The sequence below is a fragment of the Streptomyces sp. NPDC052052 genome (assembly GCF_040680455.1).
GTDB lineage: Bacteria > Actinomycetota > Actinomycetes > Streptomycetales > Streptomycetaceae > Streptomyces.
Window position 1 is genome coordinate 104,153 of sequence record NZ_JBFAWU010000010.1, and the last position, 20,462, is coordinate 124,614.

The window sequence follows — 20,462 nt, forward strand, 5'->3', positions numbered from 1 at the left end:
CTCGGCGGGGTGCCCGGCCGACGAACGGCACGTAGGGTGCCCGACTGCAGGACCAGGCCGACACCTGGGAGGAACAGCTCCGCACCGGCGCCGCGGAGCTGCCGCACACCCTGTCACGCCATGTGCTGGACGCAACCGTGGCGACCATCCGCGAACTGGGCCGCATCCAGCCCGACACCCTCGTCCACGGCGACCTGCACGCCCGCTACATCATGTGCGCCGACCGCGAGCCATGGCTTGCCGTCGATCCCAAGGGTATGCACGCCAGTGTGTTGTGGCTCCAACTCTCCATGGACGAGAGCATCTAGCCAGGTCAGCAGCGTAGACCGGGACAACAAGCAAGAGAGCTGTTGCCCCTCAAGTGGCAGCGATCCATGGAAAGTCCCACGGGCGGCCAGTCGCAGACCCCCCACGGGCGGTCGGCGTCGTGGCTGGTGGGCCGACCGAGAGTGCGACGGAGCCCTCCCCTGACCCGACCCTGACCGTTTTTCGCTCTGCGCCCCTGTCGCCCCTGACCGGTCCCCGCATACGACCCGGAAAAGCCCCTGATAGGGGCGCCACGTGGGCGACGGTGCACCTAACGTGACGATGGCGCCCCGGCCGGGTCCGCACGCCTGACACAACCGCTCTCTTCATGAGGAGGATCCATGCCGTTAAGGGGCAGATCCGCACTGCGGCGCATCGCCGCGCGGAGCACGGCCACGGTCGTGGGAGCCGCCATGGCCGTCATCACCGGCCTCGCCGCCGCTCCCGCGGTCCACGCGTCGCCATCTGCCACGGGAGCCCTGCAGTGGGCACCGTGTGACGACCCGGAGAAGCCGGGAGCCGAGTGCGCCACTCTTTCGTTGCCGGTCGACTGGGCCCACCCGGAGGGGCCAAGACTCGACCTGGCTGTGGCCCGCCGCAAGGCCACCGACCCCGGTGCACGCGTCGGCGCGATGGTGTTCGGCCCCGGCGGGCCGGGCGACTCGGGTGTGGAGATGGTGGTGGGCCGTATCGGCCGGTTCAGCCCCGAGGTCCGCCGCAGGTTCGACATCGTCAGCTTCGACCCGCGCGGCGTGGGGGGCAGCAACCCGGTGACCTGCTCCGGTGATTTGCTTGCCGAGCGGCCGTCACCGGAGCTGAGGAGCCAGGCGGACTTCAACGCCACGATGGCGTACAACAGGCGGCTCAGTGCCGACTGCCGGGCCCATACCGGCCCGGTGTTCGACCACCTTGACACCGCCCAGACGGTCCGGGACCTGGACGCCCTCCGGGCCGCCCTCGGCGAGCAGAAACTGACCTTCCACGGCAGCTCGTACGGCACACTGCTCGGCGCGCAGTACGCCGAGACCTACCCGCGCCGCGTGCGCGCGATGGTGCTGGAGAGCGTCATGGACCACAGCGTCCCGACCACCCGTGACTTCCTGCAGTCCGAGGCGGCCTCGGCGCAGGACTCATTCCAGGAGTTCGTGCAGTGGTGCGACGGTGCCGCGGACTGCGCGCTGCACGGTCGCGACATCCACGCCGTCTGGCAGGGCCTGTTGGCCCGGGCCGAGCGCGGCGAGCTGGAGGACCCGGCGAAGCCAGGCACCTCGCAGTCGTCTTCGGACCTGGTCAACAAGATCGCGTTCCGGAAGTTCTACCAGGCCGACTACGCGGGCCTGGCCACGGCGATCGCTGGGATGGACGCGAGCAAGCCTCTGCCCGCGTCGCCCACATCGATGGCACCGCTGCCTCCGGCCACGCCGGTCTTCTGCTCGGACTGGCACCTGTCAGTGCGTGACTACCGAGAGTACGCCTCGCTCGTCACCATGATGAACACAGCCGCACCCGACCTGCCTTACCTGCTCCCGATACACATGGCAGCGGCGTGTCTGGGCGCGCCGACCGCCAACCCGCAGCACCGCCTGGACGCACACGGCGCCCCGCCGATCTTGGTGTCCAACGCGCTGCACGACCCCGCCACCGGCTACCCGTGGGCGGTCTCGGTGGCCCGGCAGCTCGGCCGCAGCGGCGTGCTCCTCACCTATGAGGGCCACGGCCACGGCAGCGTCACCAGCGGCCCGTGCATGGAGGGCGCGGTGGACAGCTATCTCACCGACCTGACAGTCCCACCACGGGGCACCAGCTGCCCCGCCGTGCCGTCCTGATAGTTCGCCGGCCGGATCCGTCTGGAGGGCGGATCCGGCCGGAAGTCGATCGTGACGCGCCGGCAACTCAACTCACCTACGGACAGGGGACGTTGGTGGGCCCGTCCCTGCCGATAGGCGAGTACGGCACGTGCCCCGAGCAGCTGCCGGATCAGCTAGAGGGGGGTGATCCAACGGTTCAGGACAGGCCCGCAGCGGCATGAGATGCCGGGCGAGTTCAGGCCTGGCCGACCGTCTACTGGCGCTTCCGGACGGTGCCAGAACACCTCGGCCCGGGGATCACGCCCAGTACGCAGTGCCCGCCCGGCGGCTCACGCCCCGCACTGCGCCAGCATGACCTGCTTGTCCGCTGTGGTCACGGGGAGTTCGTACTTCAGCGACACCTGCGCGAACCGCACCGCATACGCGCACCGGATCGGCTTGTACGGCGGCAGCCAGGACGCGGGCCCGGAGTCCCGCTTGGCGTTGTTGGCCGGACCGTCCACCGGGATGAGGTTGAGCGGATCGTTGGCGATCTGCTGCCGCTTGGCCTCGTTCCAGCGGGAGGCACCCATCTGCCAGTCGTACGAGAGCGGCATGACATGGTCGATCTGGACCGTGGTGGCCTTCTGCTTGCGCCAGTCGATGGTCGTTCCGGTGTAGGGATCCTGGAGGGTCATCGATACGACCACACACTTCGAACCGGACCGGAACGTCACGTCCTTGCCGTCCCTGGCGAGCAAGTCGTTACGGGTGTCGCAGCCGTTCCGTGCGAGCGGTATCCCGTCGACCGAGTCCTTCCAGGCGTACCCGAACTTGTCGCGCTCGTACCCGGTCTTCGGGCCCCGCCCCTTCGTCGCCACCTTCTCGATGATCTTCCGACCGGCCGCCTTGTCCGCCTCGGAGGTGAGCGGGGCGAGCCCCGGCTTCGTGCCGTCGGCGTTGTCGAGCGGACTGGCTCCGAAGCCGGTGACGGCCTGCCCGCCGCCCTCCGCCCCGCTGCCGTTCTGTCCGGCCCCGGAGGTCACCTGCTCGGGGTCGCAGCCGGACAGGGCCAGCACTGCCACCATGCCGATGGCGGGCAGCATCACTCGGTACGCGCGGGGAGATATCACTCGGAGCCGTCCTGACGGGGAAAAAGTCGAACCCGGGAATCCTACGGAAGCGTTCCCCGCCGACGGGCCTTCATGACTGCGCACCCATCACGGTGCGGCCGGAATCACACGCTTCGCGGTCCCTGCGCGCGCATGAGCACCGGTGGCCACGGGCGCACCACTGGACGTGCCGGGAGGGTGCATGCGTACGCTTCAGAGCATATCGACTACCGTCCGTAACACGCATGGCCGTATGTTACATAGATGAATGATTCATCGGGTGCGACATCGTCGCCCCCTCACGTGAAAATGCCTCGCCTTGCCAACGCGTCGGCACTGTTGGTGAATTCAGTTCACGGTGGCGGTCACCCGGAGCCGGATAGCCTTCCTCCACGGATTCAAGGGAGAGGACCGAGGACATCAGCACAAGCCTTGACGGTCAGGACTGGGGTGCCACGCGTTCCTGGGTGGAGAACGTGCTGCCCGAGGCGGAGCGCATCGAAAAGGTTGTGCGGCTGCACGGCGGCTTGACGTCGGAGATGCGCCGCCTGGACCTCTGCGGCCCGGCTGGTCGGCGCTCACTCGTCCTGCGGTCCTTCGTCAACCCTTTCCACGTCCGGCACGCAGAGGGCCTGCTGACCCGTGAGGCGACTGTCCTGCGCCTGCTCGGTGACACGGACGTGCCCGCGGCCACGCTCACGGCAGTGGACGCGACGGCGCAGTACTGCGATCACCCTTCCTTGCTGATGTCCCTGCTGCCGGGGTCCGTGCGCCTTGCCCCTCAGGGTGCTGATGACCGCGCCGAACTGCTGGCGCGGCAGCTGGTGCGTATCCATCGACTGCCGGTGACCGCACAACAACGGCCTCGCATCTACGAGGCCTGGGCCTCTCCCGAGCAAGTAACTCCACCTGCGGCCACCGAGCGGCCCGAGCTCTGGCAGCGGGCTGTCGACGTCATCCGCCGGGAGCCCCCGGCCTATCAGGGTTGTTTCCTGCACCGAGACTTCCATCCCGGCAATGTCCTCTTCACGGGAACCGACCGTGATCTCCGGATCAGTGGTGTCGTCGACTGGGTGGAAACCTCCTGGGGACCTGCCGACTTGGACGTGGCGCATTGCTCGACGAACCTCGCCCTGCTGCACGGGATTCCCGCAGGCATGCGCTTCGCCGATCACTACGTCGCTGCGGGAGGAACGTTGGCCGAAGAGGGCGCCACCCATCTCTACTGGCGGCTGCTGGATGCGTTGGGTTTTGCTCCCGATGTGGAGAAGGTCGCCGACCCCTGGCGTGAACTGGGCCGCGTCGACCTGACAGCCAGCGTCCTGATGCAGAGGCTGGAGGGATACATCGAATCCCTCTTCAGCCGCTATGCATGAATGATCGCCGCTGGAGCGAGTGCCGCGCGCAGGAATTCCGGGCAGCGGGCCGAGGAGCCGTCTGAAGAATGCAGATCCGGACCGAAGGCGGGCGTTCACGACCCGAACCGTTTCGGAATGCGACCCTCCTCCCGGTCGGCCGCACCTCACACCTTGCCGATGCCCAGCGCCGTCTCGGACGGCAGCAGACCGGAACCGATCGCCGCCACCCACAACGGCCCCAGCAGCTCGACCAGCCGCTCCCGCTCCCCCGCGCCGAGCGCCCGCCACGGGGCGGCGGCCGCCTCGTCCGTGCGCCGCTCGACTTCGGCGCGCAATGCGCGGCCCGCCGCGGTCGCCGTACCGTCCTCCGCCAACAAGCCGCGCACCACCAGCCGTTGCCGGCCCGTGCACCACTCCTCGTCACCCCACCCCCGGCTCGCGAACACCTCCGGCCGCGCCGCACCGATGGCGGCGAAGGAGACCAGCGACTCGACCGGATCGAGCCCGGCCCCGGTGAGCGCGGCAATGTGCCCGTCCCCGCGGTGTTCACGCAGGATCGTGGCCGCCTGCCAGAGCGCCAGGTGCGGTGCGTCCGGCCAGGGCAGGGCGGCGTTGGCCCCGGCGAGCGGGCGGCCGGCCGTGTCGGCGGCACCGGCTGCACGGCACACGAGACCGGCGGCCTCGGCGAGCTCCGGACCGGCGACCCGCTCCCCCAGCAACGCCCGGTAGGTGCGGTCGATTGCTCGCGTCCGGGCCGCGAGCACCGCGTCAGCGGACGCGACGGACCACGCGGCCGGCACATGGGCACGCACCATCGCCGGACTGAAGCTGTGGAAAGCGCCGATCACCTCGTCGGCGCCCGCCTCTCCGAGCGGTGCGGCGCGCCAGGCGAAGTAGCTCGGCCAGCGCTCATCGGTGCGGTAACCGAGCGCGGCGGCCTCCTCGAAGGACTCCGGCGCGTAGTACAGAACAGCGTGCAGGGGCTCCAGCAGGTGCCACATCTGCCGTACCCGGTCCAGCTCTTCGGACATGTCTCCAACCTCCGCGCCGAGCCATCTTGTCACTGACTAGATTTCCAGGGTGGGCCCGTTTCCTCGAACTTGTCAATGACTAGATTCCACGTAGTCTGCTGCCATGCCCCGCGAACGCTCCTACCACCACGGCGACCTTCGGCAGGCCGTTCTCACCGCCGCGGTCGACGTCATCCGCACCGAAGGGCCGGGCGCGTTGAGCCTGCGCGACCTGGCGCGTCGGGCCGGTGTGTCCCACGCGGCCCCCGCCCACCACTTCAAGGACCGCACCGGCCTGCTCACCGCCATTGCGACAGAAGGGTACGAACGGTTCGCCGACGCCCTGGCCGACGCCCCGGACCTGAGGGAGCGCGGCGTGCGGTACGTGCGGTTCGCCGCCGACCACCCGGCGCACTTCCAGGTGATGTTCCAGCCGGACCTCTACCGCACCGACGACCCCGACCTGCTTGCCGCGAAGGACCGGGCCGCGGCGGAACTGCGCGCGGGCGTCACCGGCCTCCCCGCCACCGGGCGCGGCAACGACACCCGGCTTGCGGGCGTGGCCGCCTGGTCCCTGGCCCACGGCTTCGCCACCCTGCTGCTCAGCGGCAACCTGGCCGGCCCGGTGGGGGCGGAGGACCCCGAGGAGGTGTTCAGGTCACTCGCGACCCTGCTGTTTCCCCGAGGGTGAGCCTGCGGCACGGGAGAACCGGCCGGGACGGAACGGGCCGACGCACGAGCCAATCCTGAATTCGCGATGCCGGAACTGGTACGCGGCGCCGGTCACGCGACAGTCCCCGAAGGAACGTGCGAAGTCGCGCTCACTCGGGAACGAACGTGTACTGCACCTCGTACAGATGGCCCGCCTTGACCATCAGTGTCGCCTCGATGGGCCGGTCGTGATCGCTGTGGACGACACGCAAGGTGCGCAGTACGGGCAGGTCGCCGGGGAGCCGGAGATACCGGTACTGATCCTGGGTGGCGATGCGCGCGGACACCCGGTCCACGCTGCCCCTGGGCGGATATCCCAGCTCTACGACCCCAGCCCGGCCGGGGACTCCAGGAGGGCGACGCCGAGTGCGGTGGCGTTGTGGAGTGCGGTGTTGCGGTGCCGGACGGTGTCGACAAGTCCGGCCGTGCGCAGTGTGGTTGCGTGTTCGCTGGCGCTGGAAGGTGCGATGCCCGTGAAGGCGGCAAGTTCCTTGGTGGAACAACCGGGATGCTCAGCGATGGTGTGGAGAACGGCGGCCCGGGTCTCCCCCAGGAGCGAGGTCAGCGGTGACCGCGCTCCGGGCGGGGCCGGCTGTGCCGACAAGGCGAACAGCGGCGTCGCACCGGAGGACCGGTCGTGGCCGGCGGGATACCTCAGGACTGGCTGTGGCTCGGCGTCCAGGTCGATGGTGGGCGTTTCGGCGCCGAAGACCGAGGGGACGAGCAGCAGCCCACGTCCCTCGAGGTGTACATCGCCGTCGAGGCCGGACAGCATGGCGACCTCCAGGACGGGCGGATTCCAGCGGATACGCCGTGGGTGAAGCGAAGCCATCAGGCGTCCCATGCCGCCGGTGAGCGCCTGCCTCATCCGTATCCCCCGGTCGGCTGCCGCTTCGTCGGTGATGTGGGTCCAATGGGGAGACAACAGCACGGCGCAGACGTGGTCCAGGCTGTCGTAGAGCTGCCGCAGCAGGTCCGGATCGTCCGCCAGGTGGTGCGCCCACGACGGCAGGGGCTGCCACTCCGCCACATGGGCCAGATCCTTGCGGATGTGGGACCGGGGTGTGGCACGCGCCTGCTCCAGCAACTCCTTCGGACTGCCCGCACCGGAAGAGGTCAGAAACGTGGGTGCCCAGCCGCCGGCTGGAACCAGATCGATGACCATCCGATCCGTGGGACGGAGCCCGGCAAGCGCGCGGCGTCTCCAGGCCCCGAAACGCACGGGGTGGTTGCGTTGTTGCAGGGTGCGCACAGCGGCTCCCAGTTCCAGCAGTGGTGAGGGGGACTCCGCCACTCGTGTGCGCGCCAGGTCCTCCACCGTGAAGTGAATCCGGCAGACCACGGTTCCTCCGAACGCTGGACGACGTTGCCTCGCCAGATACTTCTGGAATGCCGTTGTTCGGACCAGACCGAATCACGTCGAGGAGCGCCCTCGGAGGGCTGGAGAGTGGTCACGCAGCGCCGGACGTCCCGGCGCCCGCCCTTCCACAGAATGATCAGAAGAGGGAGCTGTAGATGAAGATGCGGGGAAGACACTCTCTTGCCGTGCTCGGCGCCGCGGGCGTGCTGGCCGCGGCAACGTCCTTCATGGCCGCGCCGGCCGCGACCGCGAGCAGCAGTCTGTGCAACCCGGACTGCTCGGCGGCGGCGGACTTCAAGTCGCTCGGCGAGAAGCTCGTGGTGCACGACTACGCCTCTGATGGCTACGGCGCGGTCGCGTACATCTACAACAACGGGACCTACAAGGGCCGCTGCCTGAACACCAAGGGCTACGACGCGTCGGCGGTGACGTGCGACTTCTCCTTCGCGGAGGGCTCCGTGGTGTCCTACTACGTCTGCAACTGGGACGGCAGCAGCGCGTTCTACTGCAGCGGGTGGCGGGACGACACCGCGTAAGGCCGGATCGGCGCCTCGGGGGGAGGCATCGGGTTGGAGACCGGGGGGTTCCGACCCGTCCGCCGCCCCCTTCGTCCCGTGAAGGAACTCGACCCCGTCGGACATCCGACGGGGTCGACACGCGACACGCTCCGGGCCTACGACCCCAGGATCGTCGTCAGGAACTCCCCCGTCCACGCCAGCAGTTCGCGGCCGACGACCGGCTTGCCGCCGATCCTGCCGGTGGTGGGGCGCGGGACCAGGATCTGGTGGGCGGCCGGCTTGATGATCGTCTTCGGGTGGAGGCGCTTCAGGCGCAGCTCCTGCGACTCGCGCAGCTCGACCGGGGCGAACCGGATGTTGGAGCCCTGGAGCACGATCTCGCCGACGCCGCAGGCGCGCGCCAGCATGCGCAGGCCCGCGACCAGGAGCAGGTTCTCGACCGGTTCGGGAAGCTTGCCGTAGCGGTCGGTGAGCTCCTCGCGGACCGCGGTGATGTCCTCCTCCGTGGTGGCGGAGGCGATGGCGCGGTATGCCTGGAGTCGCAGCCGCTCGCCGGGGGCGTAGTCGTGCGGGACGTGCGCGTCGACCGGGAGCTCGATCTTGACCTCCAGGGGCGGCTCCTCCTCGACACCGCCTTCCAGGGAAGCCCGGTAGTCGGCCACCGCCTCGCCGACCATGCGGACGTACAGGTCGAAGCCGACGCCGGCGATGTGGCCGGACTGTTCGCCGCCCAGGAGGTTTCCGGCGCCGCGGATCTCCAGGTCCTTCATCGCCACGTACATGCCCGCGCCCATCTCGGTGTGCTGGGCGATCGTGGCCAGGCGCTCGTGGGCCGTCTCGGTGAGCGGCTTCTCCGGCGGGTAGAGGAAGTACGCGTAACCGCGCTCGCGGCCACGGCCGACCCGGCCGCGCAGCTGGTGGAGCTGGGAGAGGCCGAAGTTGTCGCCGCGCTCCACGATCAGGGTGTTGGCGTTGGAGATGTCGATGCCGGACTCGACGATGGTGGTGGAGACCAGGACGTCGAACTTCTTCTCCCAGAAGTCCACCACCACCTGTTCCAGGGCCTGTTCGGACATCTGGCCGTGCGCGGTCGCGATCCTCGCCTCGGGCACGATCTCGCGCAGGCGCGCGGCGACGCGGTCGATCGACTCGACCCGGTTGTGGATGTAGAACGCCTGCCCCTCGCGCAGGAGTTCACGGCGGACGGCCGCGCCGATCTGCTTCTCCTCGTACGGGCCGACGAAGGTGAGGACCGGGTGGCGCTCCTCGGGGGGCGTGGTGATCGTGGACATCTCGCGGATGCCGGTCACGGCCATTTCGAGCGTACGGGGGATCGGCGTCGCGGACATGGTGAGGACGTCCACGTTGGCGCGGAGCTTCTTCAGCTGCTCCTTGTGCTCGACGCCGAAGCGCTGCTCCTCGTCGACGATGACCAGGCCGAGGTCCTTGAACTTCGTCTCGGAGGAGAAGAGGCGGTGGGTGCCGATGACCAGGTCGACGGAGCCCTCGCGGAGCCCCTGCAGGGTCGCCTTGGACTCGGAGTCGGACTGGAAGCGGCTCAACGCCCTGACGCTGACCGGGAATTGGGAGTAGCGCTCGGTGAACGTGCCGTAGTGCTGCTGGACGAGGAGGGTCGTGGGCACGAGGACGGCGACCTGCTTGCCGTCCTGGACCGCCTTGAAGGCCGCCCGTACCGCGATCTCGGTCTTGCCGTAGCCGACGTCGCCGCAGATCAGCCGGTCCATCGGGATGGACTTCTCCATGTCCTCCTTGACCTCGGCGATGGTGGAGAGCTGGTCGGGCGTCTCCGCGTACGGGAAGGCGTCCTCCAGTTCGCGCTGCCAGGGCGTGTCGGGGGCGAAGCCGTGGCCGGGCGCCGCCATCCGGGCCGAGTACAGCTTGATCAGGTCGGCGGCGATCTCCTTGACGGCCTTCTTGGCGCGTGCCTTGGTCTTGGTCCAGTCGGCGCCGCCGAGCCGGTGCAGGGTGGGCGCCTCGCCGCCGACGTACTTGGTGACCTGTTCCAGCTGGTCCGTCGGGATGTAGAGCCGGTCGCCGGGCTGGCCGCGCTTGGCGGGGGCGTACTCGACGAGGAGGTACTCGCGGGTGGCGCCCTGCACGGTGCGCTGCACCATCTCGATGTAGCGGCCCACACCGTGCTGTTCGTGCACGATGTAGTCGCCGGTCTCCAGGGTGAGCGGGTCGATGGTCTTGCGGCGGCGGGCCGGCATCCGGCCCAGATCCTTGGTGGCGGTGCGCTGGCCCGTCAGGTCCGTCTCGGTGAGGACGGCGAGCCGGAGCGCGGGGTCGACGAAGCCGTGGTCGATCGCACCGCAGGAGACATGGACGACGGACGGGGAGATCTCCGTCAGGTCCGCGTCGAGGCGGGCGGGGACCCCCTCGCCGCCCAGCACGCCGACGGTGCGGGAGGCGAGGCCCTGACCCTCGGTGACGTACACGGTGCGCCAGCCGTCGGCGATCCAGCCCTTGGTGTCGGCGATCGCGCGGGCGGTGTCGCCGCGGTACGACTCCGGGGCGTGCATCGAGAGCTTGAGGGTGTCGTCGTCGAGTTCGTCGTCCGCGGCGAACGGGGAGACCGACCACCACATCATGCCGAGTTCACGGGCCCGGTCGCGGACATCCGCGATGCCCCACAGGGAGGCCGCGCCGACATCGATCGGGGCCTGGCCGCCGTCCGCGGTGGCCGCCCAGGACGCGTGGAGGAACTCCCGGCTGGTGGCGACCAGGTCGGCCGCCCGGGTACGGACCCGCTCAGGGTCGCAGACCAACGCCATCGCGCCGGCGGGCAACACGTCGAGCAGCAGTTCCATGTCGTCGACGAGGACCGGGGCGAGGGACTCCATCCCCTCCACCGCGATGCCCTCGGCGATCTTGCCGAGCAGCTCGCCCAGCTCGGGGTGGTCCTCGGCGAGGGCCGCGGCCCGTTCCCGCACCTCGTCGGTGAGCAGCAGCTCCCGGCAGGGCGGGGCCCACAGCCCGTGTTCGGCGATCTCCAGCGACCGCTGATCGGCGATCTTGAAGTAGCGGATCTCCTCGACGTCGTCGCCCCAGAACTCCACCCGAAGGGGGTGCTCCTCGGTCGGCGGGAAGACGTCCAGGATCCCGCCGCGCACGGCGAACTCGCCGCGCTTCTCGACCAGTTCCACCCGGGAGTACGCGGCCGCGGACAGTGCGTCGACGGTCTCGCCGAGGTCGGCGGCCTGGCCGATGCGCAGCGCCACGGGCTCCAGGTCACCGAGCCCCTTGACCTGGGGCTGGAGCACGGAGCGGATCGGTGCCACGACGACCATGACCGGGCCGGTCTCCGGGTCGTCCTGGCGCGGGTGCGCCAGGCGCCGCAGCACGGCGAGGCGTCGGCCCACGGTGTCGGAGCGGGGCGAGAGCCGCTCGTGCGGCAGGGTCTCCCAGGACGGGAACGTGGCGATCGTGTCCGGCGGGAGCAGGCTGCGCAGCGCGGCCGCCAGGTCCTCGGCCTCCCGGTCGGTCGCGGTGACGGCGAGCACGGTCCGCCCGGTCTCACGGGCCAGCGCGGCCACGGCGAAGGGGCGGGCGGCGGGCGGACCGACGAGGTCGACGTGCTTGCGGTGGCCGTCGGCGGCGGCCTTCACCGCTTCGGAGAGTGCCGGATCCGTCACGACGACATCCAGCAGACCGTGCAGGCTCATGAAGGGCTTCCGTCCGGGTAACGAGGGCGAGGTCTGACAGCCGGCTGCTGCCAGGGGGCAACGCGCAAAGGCAACGCGAAGTGCCCGACACGTGTTGGGGGTGGTTTCTGGGACCGTACCGGCCCTTGCGAGCCCTGTGATCCAGAAGCCACCCCCCGGCGGGCCGGGGGCTCCAGCCTACGACGCCGCCATGTCACCCGCGCGAGGGAACGCCGTTGCCGGTGCGGTGCGACCGGACCTACCGTTGGTCCAGTCCGATCCAGTTTCCCTGCGAGGCAGTCGTGGAACCAGCACGGCAGTACAACGTGCGCGAGGCGAAGACCCACTTCTCCCGCCTACTGCAACAGGTCGAGACCGGGGAAGAGGTCGTGATCAGCAGGGCGGGCAAGCCCGTCGCCAAGGTCGTGCCGCTGCACCCCAAAGTCAACCGGACCGACTACGGAGCGCTCCGGGGGCAGATCTACATCGCCGAGGACTTCGACGAACTGCCCGACGACATCGCCGACGCGTTCGGGATGCACGGATGAAACTGCTTCTGGACACGCACGTCGTCCTGTGATGACTGAATGCCTCCCCCGAGCTGTCCGACGACCTCAAGGACCTGTTGCGCACCGCCCTGTCCTGCCCGCCTGACCATGCCGCCGCGGAAACGCGACCGGCCCCGGGGTGTTTGGAGGAACACCCCGGAGCCGGACCAGTCATTCTACGGCGGCCGCCCCTCTCGCCGACGGGCGGCCCTCAGTCGGAGGCGATCGCGTTCAGCACGTTCATCCTGCCCGCCCGGAACGCCGGCACCAGGGCCGCGAACAGGCCGACGAAGGCCGAGGCGACGAAGACGGTGAGGATCGTCGGCCACGGGATGTCCAGGACCCCGAGTCCCTCCAGGGCCAGCAGCTTCTGGGCCGCCGCGCCCCAGCCCATGCCGAGGCCCAGGCCGAGGAGGGCGCCGAAGACCGCGATGACGACCGACTCCAGCCGGATCATGCGGCGCAGCTGGCGGCGGGAGAGGCCGATGGCGCGCATCAGGCCGATCTCACGGGTCCGCTCGACCACGGACAGGGCCAGGGTGTTCACCACGCCGAGCACCGCCACGACGATCGCGAGGGCCAGCAGGCCGTAGACCATGTTCAGCAGCTGACCGATCTGGTCCTTCAGCTGCTGCTTGAAGTCGGTCTGGTCCTTCACCTCGTACTGCGGGTACGCGGCGAGGGCCTCCTTGAGGGCGGCGTACGCCTCCTTCTCCTTGCCGTCCACGGCCTTCGCGAACAGGAGCATGTTGTCCGGCAGGGAGTCGGCGGGGAGGTAGCGCGCGGCGGTCGCGACGTCGGTGTACATCGCCGTCTGGTCGATGACCACGTCGTCCGAGGTGATCGCGGCGACCTTCAGCCGCGCCGCCTCGCCGCCCTTGAACGCGACGGTGAGCCGGTCGCCGACCTCGATGCCGTGCTCGGTGGCGTAGGTCTCGCCGACGGACATGGCGTCCTTGCCGTAGGCGTCGGCCAGCTTCCCGGAGACCGTCTCGCGGGCGACATCGTCCTGGTACGTGGGGTCGACCGCGGACAGGGCCTTGTCCTCGGTGGTGCCGTCGGGGGCGGTGAGGGAGGCGCTGACGACCTTGTAGTCGGTGAAGCGCTCGATGTCCGGCACCGCCTTGAGGGCCTTCGCCGCCTGGTCCACGATCAGTGCGCCGTTGCCGGACTGGACGATGAAGTCGGCGCCGACCGACCTGTCGAGCTCGTCGGTGGCCGAGGCGACCATGGAGGAGCCGACGACGGAGAGGCAGGCCACCAGGGCGAGGCCGATCATCAGGGCGGCGCCGGTCGCCCCGGTGCGCCGCGGGTTGCGCAGGGCGTTGCGCTCCGCGAGCCGCCCGACGGGGCCGAACATCCGCAGCAGGACCACGCTCAGCACCCGGACGACGACGCCGGCCAGCAGCGGGCCGATCACGACGAAGCCGATCAGGCTGAGGACCACCCCGGCCCCGAGGAAGAGCGAGCCCCCGCCGGCGTCGTCGGCCCGCGCCGCGGCCACCAGCGCGGCGCCGCCGGCCAGGGTGAGGAGCAGGCCGATCGCGGCACGGACCCGACCCGCGCGGCCGTCCGCCGGGGTTCCGGCGTCGCGCAGGGCGGCCATCGGGGAGATCCTCCCGGCGCGGCGGGCCGGGATGTACGCGGCGAGGACGGTGACGACGATGCCCAGCGCGAGGCCGGTCACCGGGGTCGTCCAGCCGATCGTGAGGTCCTTGGTGGACAGTTCCATGCCCATGGCGCCCATGAGCTTCATCAGGCCGACGGCGAGACCGACCCCGGCGCCGACGCCGAGGACGGAGCCGAAGACGCCGAGGAACAGCGCCTCGATCAGCACGGACCGGTTGACCTGCCCGCGGCTGGAGCCGATGGCCCGCATCAGGCCGAGTTCGCGGGTGCGCTGGGCGACCAGCATGGAGAAGGTGTTGACGATCAGGAAGATGCCGACAAGGAAGGCGATCCCGGCGAAGCCGAGCATCGCGTACTTCATCACGTCGAGGAAGTCGCCCATGGAGTTCTTGTTGGCCTCCGCGGCCTCCTTCTGCGTCCGCAGCTCGTACCCGGAGGTCTCGCCGAGTGCCGCGGCGACGTTCCGCTTCAGCTGTGTGTGGGAGACGCCCGGTTCGGCGGTGATCGAGACGGTGCTGAAGACACCGGGCCTGCCGAGCAGCTTCGTCTGCGCGGTGGCGGTGTCGAAGTAGACGATCGCCGCACCGGGGTTGGTGACCTTGAAGGTGGCGATGCCGCTGATCCGCGCCTTGATGTCGCCGCTCGTGGTGATGGTGCGCAGCTCGTCGCCGATCTTCAGGTGGTGCTTGTCGGCGGTGTCGGCGTCGATCATCATCTCGGTCGGGCCGCGCGGTGCGTGTCCGGAGGTGACGTCCATCGAACGCAGGTCGTTCCTGGTCCAGTTGCCGGCGAGCGTCGGCCCGCCCGAGGTCGGACCCACGTTCTCGTTGTGGCGGTCGACGACGGTGACGGACGAGGTGGAGACCGCACCCTCGGCGTACTTCGCACCGGTGACCCCGGCGACCTGCTCGACGACGGAGGCGGGGAGGGTGGCGGGCTTGCCGTTCTCCGTGAGCCCGTCGTTCTCCCCGGCGTCCTCGGGGCTCACGGTCACATCGGCCGCCGTCACGGCGAAGAGCTTGTCGAAGGTGGTGTTCATGGTGTCGGTGAAGACGAGCGTGCCGCACACGAACGCCACCGAGAGCAGGACCGCGACGGCGGAGAGCGCCATGCGTCCCTTGTGCGCGAAGAAGTTGCGCCGCGATGTCTTCCAGACGGTCATGACGTCCGCCCGCGCGCGTCGAAGTCCTTCATCCGGTCGAGGACCTGATCGGCCGTCGGGTCCTTCATCTCGTCGACGATGCGTCCGTCGGCGAGGTACAGCACCCGGTCCGCGTAGGAGGCGGCGACCGGGTCGTGGGTGACCATGACGATGGTCTGGCCCAGCTCGTCGACCGACCTGCGCAGGAAGCCCAGCACCTCGGCACCGGCCCGCGAGTCCAGGTTCCCGGTGGGCTCGTCACCGAAGATGATCTCCGGCCGGGCGGCGAGCGCCCGTGCCACCGCGACCCGCTGCTGCTGGCCACCGGAGAGCTCGGTGGGCCGGTGCTTCAGCCGCTCGGCGAGACCGACCGTCTCCACGACCTGACGCAGCCAGGCCGGGTCGGGCCGGCGGCCCGCGATGTCCATCGGCAGCGTGATGTTCTCCAACGCGTTGAGCGTGGGCAGCAGGTTGAACGCCTGGAAGATGAAGCCGATCCGGTCACGGCGGAGCCGGGTCAGCTTCTTGTCCTTGAGCCCGGTGATCTCGGTCTCGTCGAGGAAGATCTGACCTGACGTCACGGTGTCCAGGCCGGCCAGGCAGTGCATCAGGGTCGACTTCCCCGAGCCGGACGGTCCCATGATCGCCGTGAACTGCCCGCGGGCGATGTCCACATCGACGTGGTCGAGCGCCACGACCCGGGTCTCCCCCGCGCCGTACGCCTTGACGACCTGCCGCGCCCGCGCGGCAACGGCCGTACGCCCTCCAGTGCCCCCGTGCCTGGGAATGGTCACAGCCGTTGTCACGGTTTTTCTCCTCATGCCGGTCAGTGGTCGGGATGTCGTGGTGTACGAGTGAAGTCTGGTGTTCCGAGGGGTGTCGGCGCGCTGGTGCGCAGTGCAGTCTTCGGGTGGGGTTTCCCCCACCTCGCCCCGTGCGGTCAGCCCGCCCCGACGGCGGGACCGGCCGCTTTCCACGGTCAGGAAAACGGTAGGCAACGGCCCCTGCCCGTCACGTCCTTCGCCGGGAGGAACCGCCCCTGGGCCGATCTGAGGAGCATCCCCTAGGGGGCCCGGCCCCAGGCGGCGCCCGCACTTCGGGGACCGGCCCCTGCGACGCGGGCGTCCGGGGCCCGCGGGGATCCGCAAAGCCGCCCGCAACAGCGGCCCTCTCCCCGCCGGGTGCCCCGGGTGAGAAAGTGTCACCGGCTATACGTGCAAGGGGAAGGAATCTTCGTGAACGGAGCGGACGGACATCCGGGCGGCGACACCGAAGCCGTCCCCGACGCCGGGAAGGCCCCGGCCGTTCCCACGACCTCCCGCGCACGCACCCCGGTGGTCGCGGCCCTGATGCTCGGGATGGCCCTCGCGGCCATCGACGGCACGATCGTCTCGACCGCCGTCCCGCAGATCGTCGGCGACCTCGGCGGCTTCTCCGTCTTCTCGTGGCTGTTCTCCGGCTACCTGCTGGCCGTGACGGTCTCCCTCCCCGTGTACGGGAAGATCTCCGACACCTACGGCCGCAAGCCGGTCCTGATCGCCGGCATCATCGTCTTCCTGTTCGGCTCGGTGCTCTCCGCAGCCGCCTGGAACATGACCGCGCTGATCGCCTTCCGGATCATCCAGGGGCTGGGCGGCGGTGCGCTGCAGGGCACCGTGCAGACCCTCGCCGCCGACCTCTTCCCGCTCAAGGAACGGCCCAGGATCCAGGCCAGACTGTCGACCGTCTGGGCCACATCGGCGGTGGCCGGGCCGGCGCTCGGCGGGCTGTTCGCGGTGTACGCCGACTGGCGCTGGATCTTCCTGGTCAACCTGCCGGTCGGCGGTGTGGCGCTCTGGCTCGTCGTACGCCACCTCCACGAACCGTCCCGCACCGGCCGGGCGGCAGGCGAACCCCGCCCCCGCATCGACTGGGCAGGCGCCCTCGCCGTCTTCGTGACCGGCGCCCTGCTGCTGACCGCACTCGTCCAGGGCGGGGTCGCCTGGCCCTGGCTCTCCGCCCCGTCCCTCGCACTGCTGGCCGGCAGTGCCGTGGCCGGCGCGCTGACCGTCGTCATCGAACGACGGGCCCCCGACCCGATCATTCCGGGCTGGGTCTGGCGGCGGCGGACCATCGCCTCGGTCAATCTGGCGCTGGGCGCGATGGGGCTGCTGATGGTCGCCCCCACGGTCTTCCTGCCGACGTACGCCCAGTCCGTACTGGGCCTCGGCCCGATCGCCGCCGGCTTCGTCCTGTCGGTGATGACGCTGAGCTGGCCGGTGTCGGCGGCGCTCTCCGACCGCGTCTACAACCGCATCGGCTTCCGCAGCACCGCGATCATCGGCATGAGCTGCGCCCTGCTGATCCTGCTCGCCTTCCCCCTGCTGCCCTACCCGGGAGAGCCCTGGCAACCCGCCCTGATCATGCTGCTGCTCGGCGCGGCGCTCGGACTGTTCCAACTACCGCTGATCATCGGGGTCCAGTCGACGGTCGGCTGGGCCGAACGCGGGACGACGACGGCCTCCGTGCTCTTCTGCCGCCAGGTCGGCCAGAGCGTCGGAGCCGCCCTCTTCGGGGCCGTCGCCAACGGCATCCTGACCTCCCGGCTGGCCGCCGCACCGGTCGCCGGGCTGCCGCGCGACCTGGACACGGTCTCGAACGCCCTCGACGACCCGGGCGCACTCACGGCCGAGGCGGCGGACTTCCTGCGGCGGGCCGTCGACACCGCCGTCGACCATGTCTACCTGGGGGCCGCCGGGGCGGCCGCGCTCACCCTGCTGGTGCTGGTCTTCATGACCCCGCGCCGCTTCCCGGTCCTCACCGAGGAGTCCGGGAGCGACACCCCGACGGCATAGGCCGGCGCGCGGTGGCCTGCGCCTGTCTCGCGCCGCGGGCCCGGGCGCGCGGCCACCTACGGCTCAGTCGTCCTCCGACGGATCCGCGGCCTCCCGCCCGGTGAGCGCCGCGAGGGCGTTCCGTACGTGCGTCATGTGTGCCTGGAGCTCCTCGCGGCGCTCCTCGTGCTCCCGCAGGATCCGCTCCGTCTCCCGGACCACCCGCTCCTCACGGATCCTGCCCTCCGCGATCAGCTCCGCACCGCGCGCCTCGGCGTCCTCCTGGCCGTGCCGGGCAACCTCCTCGGTTCGGGCCAGTTCCCGGCGCGCCTCGGCCACGCGGGCCTCCGCCTGCTTGGTCAGCCGGTCGTGCTCCGCGGCCTGCGCGGCCTCGGCCGCCGCCAGCTCCTGCTCGGCCGCCTTCCACCGCTCGGCATGCTCCTGCTCCAGATTCTCGAGGAAGCTCGTGGTGCGGCGGCGCGTCTCGTCCATCACCTTCCGGCCCTGCTCATGCAGCTCCGCAGCCTGGACGCGGGCCTCGGCGAGCGCCGAACCGGCGGTCCTCCCGGCCGCGTCCAGGGTCTCCTCGGCGTACTTCCCGGCCGCCGCCCGCATCGCCTCGGAGTCCGCACGCGCCGAATCGGCGAGCACCCGGCCCGCCTCGTCCGTGGCGTCCCGCAGCGCCTGCGTCTCCTCCTGGGCGGCGCCCCGCACCGCACCTGCCTCGCTCTCGGCGAGCGCCAGGATCTGCTGGGCCCGCGCACCGAGCGACTCATAGGTCTGCGGAGCGAGCCCTCCGACGACCTCGTTCAGCCGCGCCGCCTCGTCCGAGAGCTCCTCCACCAGATCCGTCAGCCGGGCCACCCGCTCCCACGCCTCGTCCCGCTCCGCCGACAGCCGGGCCACCGCGCGGTCCACCTGCTCCGGACGGTAACCACGTCCGCGGACGCCGACGAAGCCGAGTGCGGACACCGGTGCAGAACTCATGCTTGAAGCCTCTTTCCGACTCTCCGAATCACCAGCAATACGTCAAGGATGCGGCAATTGGGCACAGAAGTCGGGTTGTTTCACTGTTTTCCGGATGGAAGCGACAGGCGTCACAGTCGGCGCACACAACGGCGCCCGGCCCCCCTGAGGGGAACCGGGCGCCGTTCGGTGGACCTGCCGGGTCAGATCAACCCGTCCCACATCTGCTCAAGAAGCACCGACCACCAGCTCTCCGGCGACGCCAGCGCCGCCGCGTCCAGCGCCGCCAACTGGGCCTGGAAATCGACCGTCCAACGGCCCGCCTGCTCGGGGTTGAGGCCGTAGCGCAGCCGCCACATCCGGCCGAGCAGCGCCATCGAGCGCTGGAACTCCGGCAGCCCGGTGTTCACGAACTGCGGCGCCACCGACTGACCGGGCCCACCCGCGGGAGGACCCGCCTCGACCGGCACCGCCACGATGTTCGCGGTGCCGTACTGGACACAGATCGCCCGCCCGAAATCGGACCCCATGACGAGGTAGGAGTTCGCGTCGGGAGCCGCCTGCACCTGCCGCTGCGCGGCCAGCTCCGCCAGCGTCGGCACCACCGGCTGCCCCGGCTGAGCCCAGAAGAACGGCCCGAAGTCGGCGGGCAGCCCTCCCCAGACCAGCGTCCGCGCCACGGCCTCGGGCACACCCTGGCGGGACACCGCGCGCTGGTCGAAGCGCAGGATGCCCTGCGGGCCGAAGGCCTGCAGCAGCTCCTGCGCGATGCCCTCCGCAGGCACCTCGGGTGCGGGCGGAACCTGCGGCAACGGGGCGCGCACCGGCGCCGGGCGCGCCGGACCGTCCGCCACCTGGTGCAGCTCGCCCTGGTGCGTGAGCAGATGCTGCATGCCCTGCTGACGGCTGGCGTGATCGGTGCCGTACGGGGCGACGCTGGTGATCCGCACCTGCGGCCAGGTCTCGCGAATCATCCGCGCACAGTAGCCACCGGGCAGCTCGCACGACTCCAGTTCCGTGTGCAGCTCGATGACCTGCTGCGGCGGCACGTTCATGGCCCGCAGCTCGTACAGCATCTGCCACTCGGGGTGCGGGGTGCCGGGCGCCGAACGGCGGATCAGCTGCTGCTCGCTGCCGTCGGGCGCACGGTAGCGCAGCACTGCCTGGTAGCCGGGACCGACGGTCGGCACGCCGGCCGGTGCCTGCGGATATCCGTAGGCCGGGGGCGGCGGGGTGTGCGGATTCGGCGGCACGGGGCCGGGGGCGCCGCCCTGCGGCATGCCCGGCGGACCGGGCGGACCGGGCGGCTGCGGGGCCGACGGACCGGCCGCACCCGGATCGGCCAGCATCGTCGCCGCATGATGCACCCCACCACCGGGCGGCGGAGTCGCCCCAAGGGGAGCAGGCGGTGCAGGCGGTGCGGTGGGTGCGGGCGGACCAGGAGGACCGGGCGGCTGCGGGGCCGACGGACCGGCCGCACCCGGATCGGCCAGCATCGTCGCCGCATGATGCACCCCACCACCGGGCGGCGGAGTCGC

At 70.5% G+C, this 20,462-nt stretch carries 14 protein-coding genes and 2 pseudogenes; 7 read left to right on the forward strand and 9 right to left on the reverse strand.

The window, feature by feature from the left end; all coding sequences use genetic code 11:
* Positions 1–41: 41 nt before the first annotated feature.
* Positions 42–257: pseudogene (locus tag AB0L71_RS14300) on the forward strand (aminoglycoside phosphotransferase family protein); the annotation flags it as partial.
* A gap of 390 nt (positions 258–647) precedes the next feature.
* On the forward strand, positions 648–2,132 hold the full coding sequence (locus AB0L71_RS14305; RefSeq protein WP_365242237.1) for an alpha/beta hydrolase: 1,485 nt from the start codon (positions 648–650) through the stop codon (positions 2,130–2,132).
* 311 nt (positions 2,133–2,443) lie between these two features.
* Here AB0L71_RS14305 and AB0L71_RS14310 read toward each other — a convergent pair whose 3' ends face one another.
* Positions 2,444–3,199 (reverse strand): HNH endonuclease family protein, encoded by a 756-nt coding sequence (locus AB0L71_RS14310; protein ID WP_365242491.1) that lies wholly within the window; start codon positions 3,197–3,199, stop codon positions 2,444–2,446.
* Between the two features lie 473 nt (positions 3,200–3,672).
* Here AB0L71_RS14310 and AB0L71_RS14315 point away from each other — a divergent pair, with 473 nt between their 5' ends.
* Positions 3,673–4,581: an aminoglycoside phosphotransferase family protein gene (locus AB0L71_RS14315; protein WP_365242239.1), complete on the forward strand. Its 909-nt coding sequence runs from the start codon at positions 3,673–3,675 to the stop codon at positions 4,579–4,581.
* Positions 4,582–4,727: 146 nt separating this feature from the next.
* Here the strand turns inward: AB0L71_RS14315 and AB0L71_RS14320 are convergent, their stop codons facing one another.
* Complete coding sequence (locus tag AB0L71_RS14320; RefSeq protein WP_365242241.1) at positions 4,728–5,594, reverse strand: hypothetical protein; 867 nt, start codon at positions 5,592–5,594, stop codon at positions 4,728–4,730.
* Positions 5,595–5,697: 103 nt separating this feature from the next.
* Here AB0L71_RS14320 and AB0L71_RS14325 point away from each other — a divergent pair, with 103 nt between their 5' ends.
* On the forward strand, positions 5,698–6,264 hold the full coding sequence (locus tag AB0L71_RS14325; protein ID WP_365242243.1) for a TetR/AcrR family transcriptional regulator: 567 nt from the start codon (positions 5,698–5,700) through the stop codon (positions 6,262–6,264).
* A 130-nt stretch (positions 6,265–6,394) separates the two neighbouring features.
* Here the strand turns inward: AB0L71_RS14325 and AB0L71_RS14330 are convergent.
* Both AB0L71_RS14330 and AB0L71_RS14335 read right to left on the reverse strand, forming a co-directional pair.
* Positions 6,395–6,604: pseudogene (locus AB0L71_RS14330) on the reverse strand (UTRA domain-containing protein); the annotation flags it as partial.
* A gap of 2 nt (positions 6,605–6,606) precedes the next feature.
* Complete coding sequence (locus tag AB0L71_RS14335; protein ID WP_365242245.1) at positions 6,607–7,626, reverse strand: MarR family transcriptional regulator; 1,020 nt, start codon at positions 7,624–7,626, stop codon at positions 6,607–6,609.
* Between the two features lie 173 nt (positions 7,627–7,799).
* Between AB0L71_RS14335 and AB0L71_RS14340 the strand changes: the two genes are divergently transcribed.
* Complete coding sequence (locus AB0L71_RS14340) at positions 7,800–8,180, forward strand: hypothetical protein (protein WP_365242247.1); 381 nt, start codon at positions 7,800–7,802, stop codon at positions 8,178–8,180.
* 137 nt (positions 8,181–8,317) lie between these two features.
* Here the strand turns inward: AB0L71_RS14340 and mfd are convergent, their stop codons facing one another.
* Complete coding sequence (gene mfd / locus AB0L71_RS14345) at positions 8,318–11,848, reverse strand: transcription-repair coupling factor (protein WP_365242249.1); 3,531 nt, start codon at positions 11,846–11,848, stop codon at positions 8,318–8,320.
* Positions 11,849–12,129: 281 nt separating this feature from the next.
* On the opposite strand from mfd, the gene AB0L71_RS14350 reads away from it, so the two are divergent.
* On the forward strand, positions 12,130–12,375 hold the full coding sequence (locus AB0L71_RS14350) for a type II toxin-antitoxin system Phd/YefM family antitoxin (RefSeq protein ID WP_365242251.1): 246 nt from the start codon (positions 12,130–12,132) through the stop codon (positions 12,373–12,375).
* A gap of 211 nt (positions 12,376–12,586) precedes the next feature.
* Here AB0L71_RS14350 and AB0L71_RS14355 read toward each other — a convergent pair whose 3' ends face one another.
* Complete coding sequence (locus tag AB0L71_RS14355; protein WP_365242252.1) at positions 12,587–15,166, reverse strand: FtsX-like permease family protein; 2,580 nt, start codon at positions 15,164–15,166, stop codon at positions 12,587–12,589.
* On the reverse strand, positions 15,163–15,951 hold the full coding sequence (locus tag AB0L71_RS14360; protein ID WP_365242254.1) for an ABC transporter ATP-binding protein: 789 nt from the start codon (positions 15,949–15,951) through the stop codon (positions 15,163–15,165). The genes AB0L71_RS14355 and AB0L71_RS14360 overlap by 4 nt, the downstream gene beginning before the upstream one ends.
* 543 nt (positions 15,952–16,494) lie before the next feature.
* Here AB0L71_RS14360 and AB0L71_RS14365 point away from each other — a divergent pair.
* Positions 16,495–17,979, forward strand: a complete 1,485-nt coding sequence (locus tag AB0L71_RS14365; protein ID WP_365242493.1) for an MFS transporter — start codon at positions 16,495–16,497, stop codon at positions 17,977–17,979.
* 63 nt (positions 17,980–18,042) lie between these two features.
* Here the strand turns inward: AB0L71_RS14365 and AB0L71_RS14370 are convergent, their stop codons facing one another.
* Together AB0L71_RS14370 and AB0L71_RS14375 are read right to left on the reverse strand one after the other, a co-directional pair.
* The gene (locus tag AB0L71_RS14370) at positions 18,043–18,945 is read right to left on the reverse strand and encodes a cellulose-binding protein (protein ID WP_365242256.1); all 903 of its coding nucleotides are present in this window, start codon (positions 18,943–18,945) and stop codon (positions 18,043–18,045) included.
* A 182-nt stretch (positions 18,946–19,127) separates the two neighbouring features.
* Positions 19,128–20,462: SUKH-4 family immunity protein (locus tag AB0L71_RS14375; RefSeq protein ID WP_365242258.1), on the reverse strand; the 1,335-nt coding region annotated here is incomplete at its 5' end.

What these genes read in the sequence shown, in the direction of transcription:
- AB0L71_RS14305 (WP_365242237.1), top strand. Translation starts at nt 648, where the DNA reads ATGCCGTTAAGGGGCAGATCCGCACTGCGGCGCATCGCCGCGCGGAGC.
- AB0L71_RS14310 (WP_365242491.1), bottom strand. Translation starts at nt 3,199, where the DNA reads ATGCTGCCCGCCATCGGCATGGTGGCAGTGCTGGCCCTGTCCGGCTGC.
- AB0L71_RS14320 (WP_365242241.1), bottom strand. Translation starts at nt 5,594, where the DNA reads ATGTCCGAAGAGCTGGACCGGGTACGGCAGATGTGGCACCTGCTGGAG.
- AB0L71_RS14325 (WP_365242243.1), top strand. Translation starts at nt 5,698, where the DNA reads ATGCCCCGCGAACGCTCCTACCACCACGGCGACCTTCGGCAGGCCGTT.
- AB0L71_RS14340 (WP_365242247.1), top strand. Translation starts at nt 7,800, where the DNA reads ATGAAGATGCGGGGAAGACACTCTCTTGCCGTGCTCGGCGCCGCGGGC.
- mfd (WP_365242249.1), bottom strand. Translation starts at nt 11,848, where the DNA reads ATGAGCCTGCACGGTCTGCTGGATGTCGTCGTGACGGATCCGGCACTC.
- AB0L71_RS14355 (WP_365242252.1), bottom strand. Translation starts at nt 15,166, where the DNA reads ATGACCGTCTGGAAGACATCGCGGCGCAACTTCTTCGCGCACAAGGGA.
- AB0L71_RS14365 (WP_365242493.1), top strand. Translation starts at nt 16,495, where the DNA reads ATGCTCGGGATGGCCCTCGCGGCCATCGACGGCACGATCGTCTCGACC.
- AB0L71_RS14370 (WP_365242256.1), bottom strand. Translation starts at nt 18,945, where the DNA reads ATGAGTTCTGCACCGGTGTCCGCACTCGGCTTCGTCGGCGTCCGCGGA.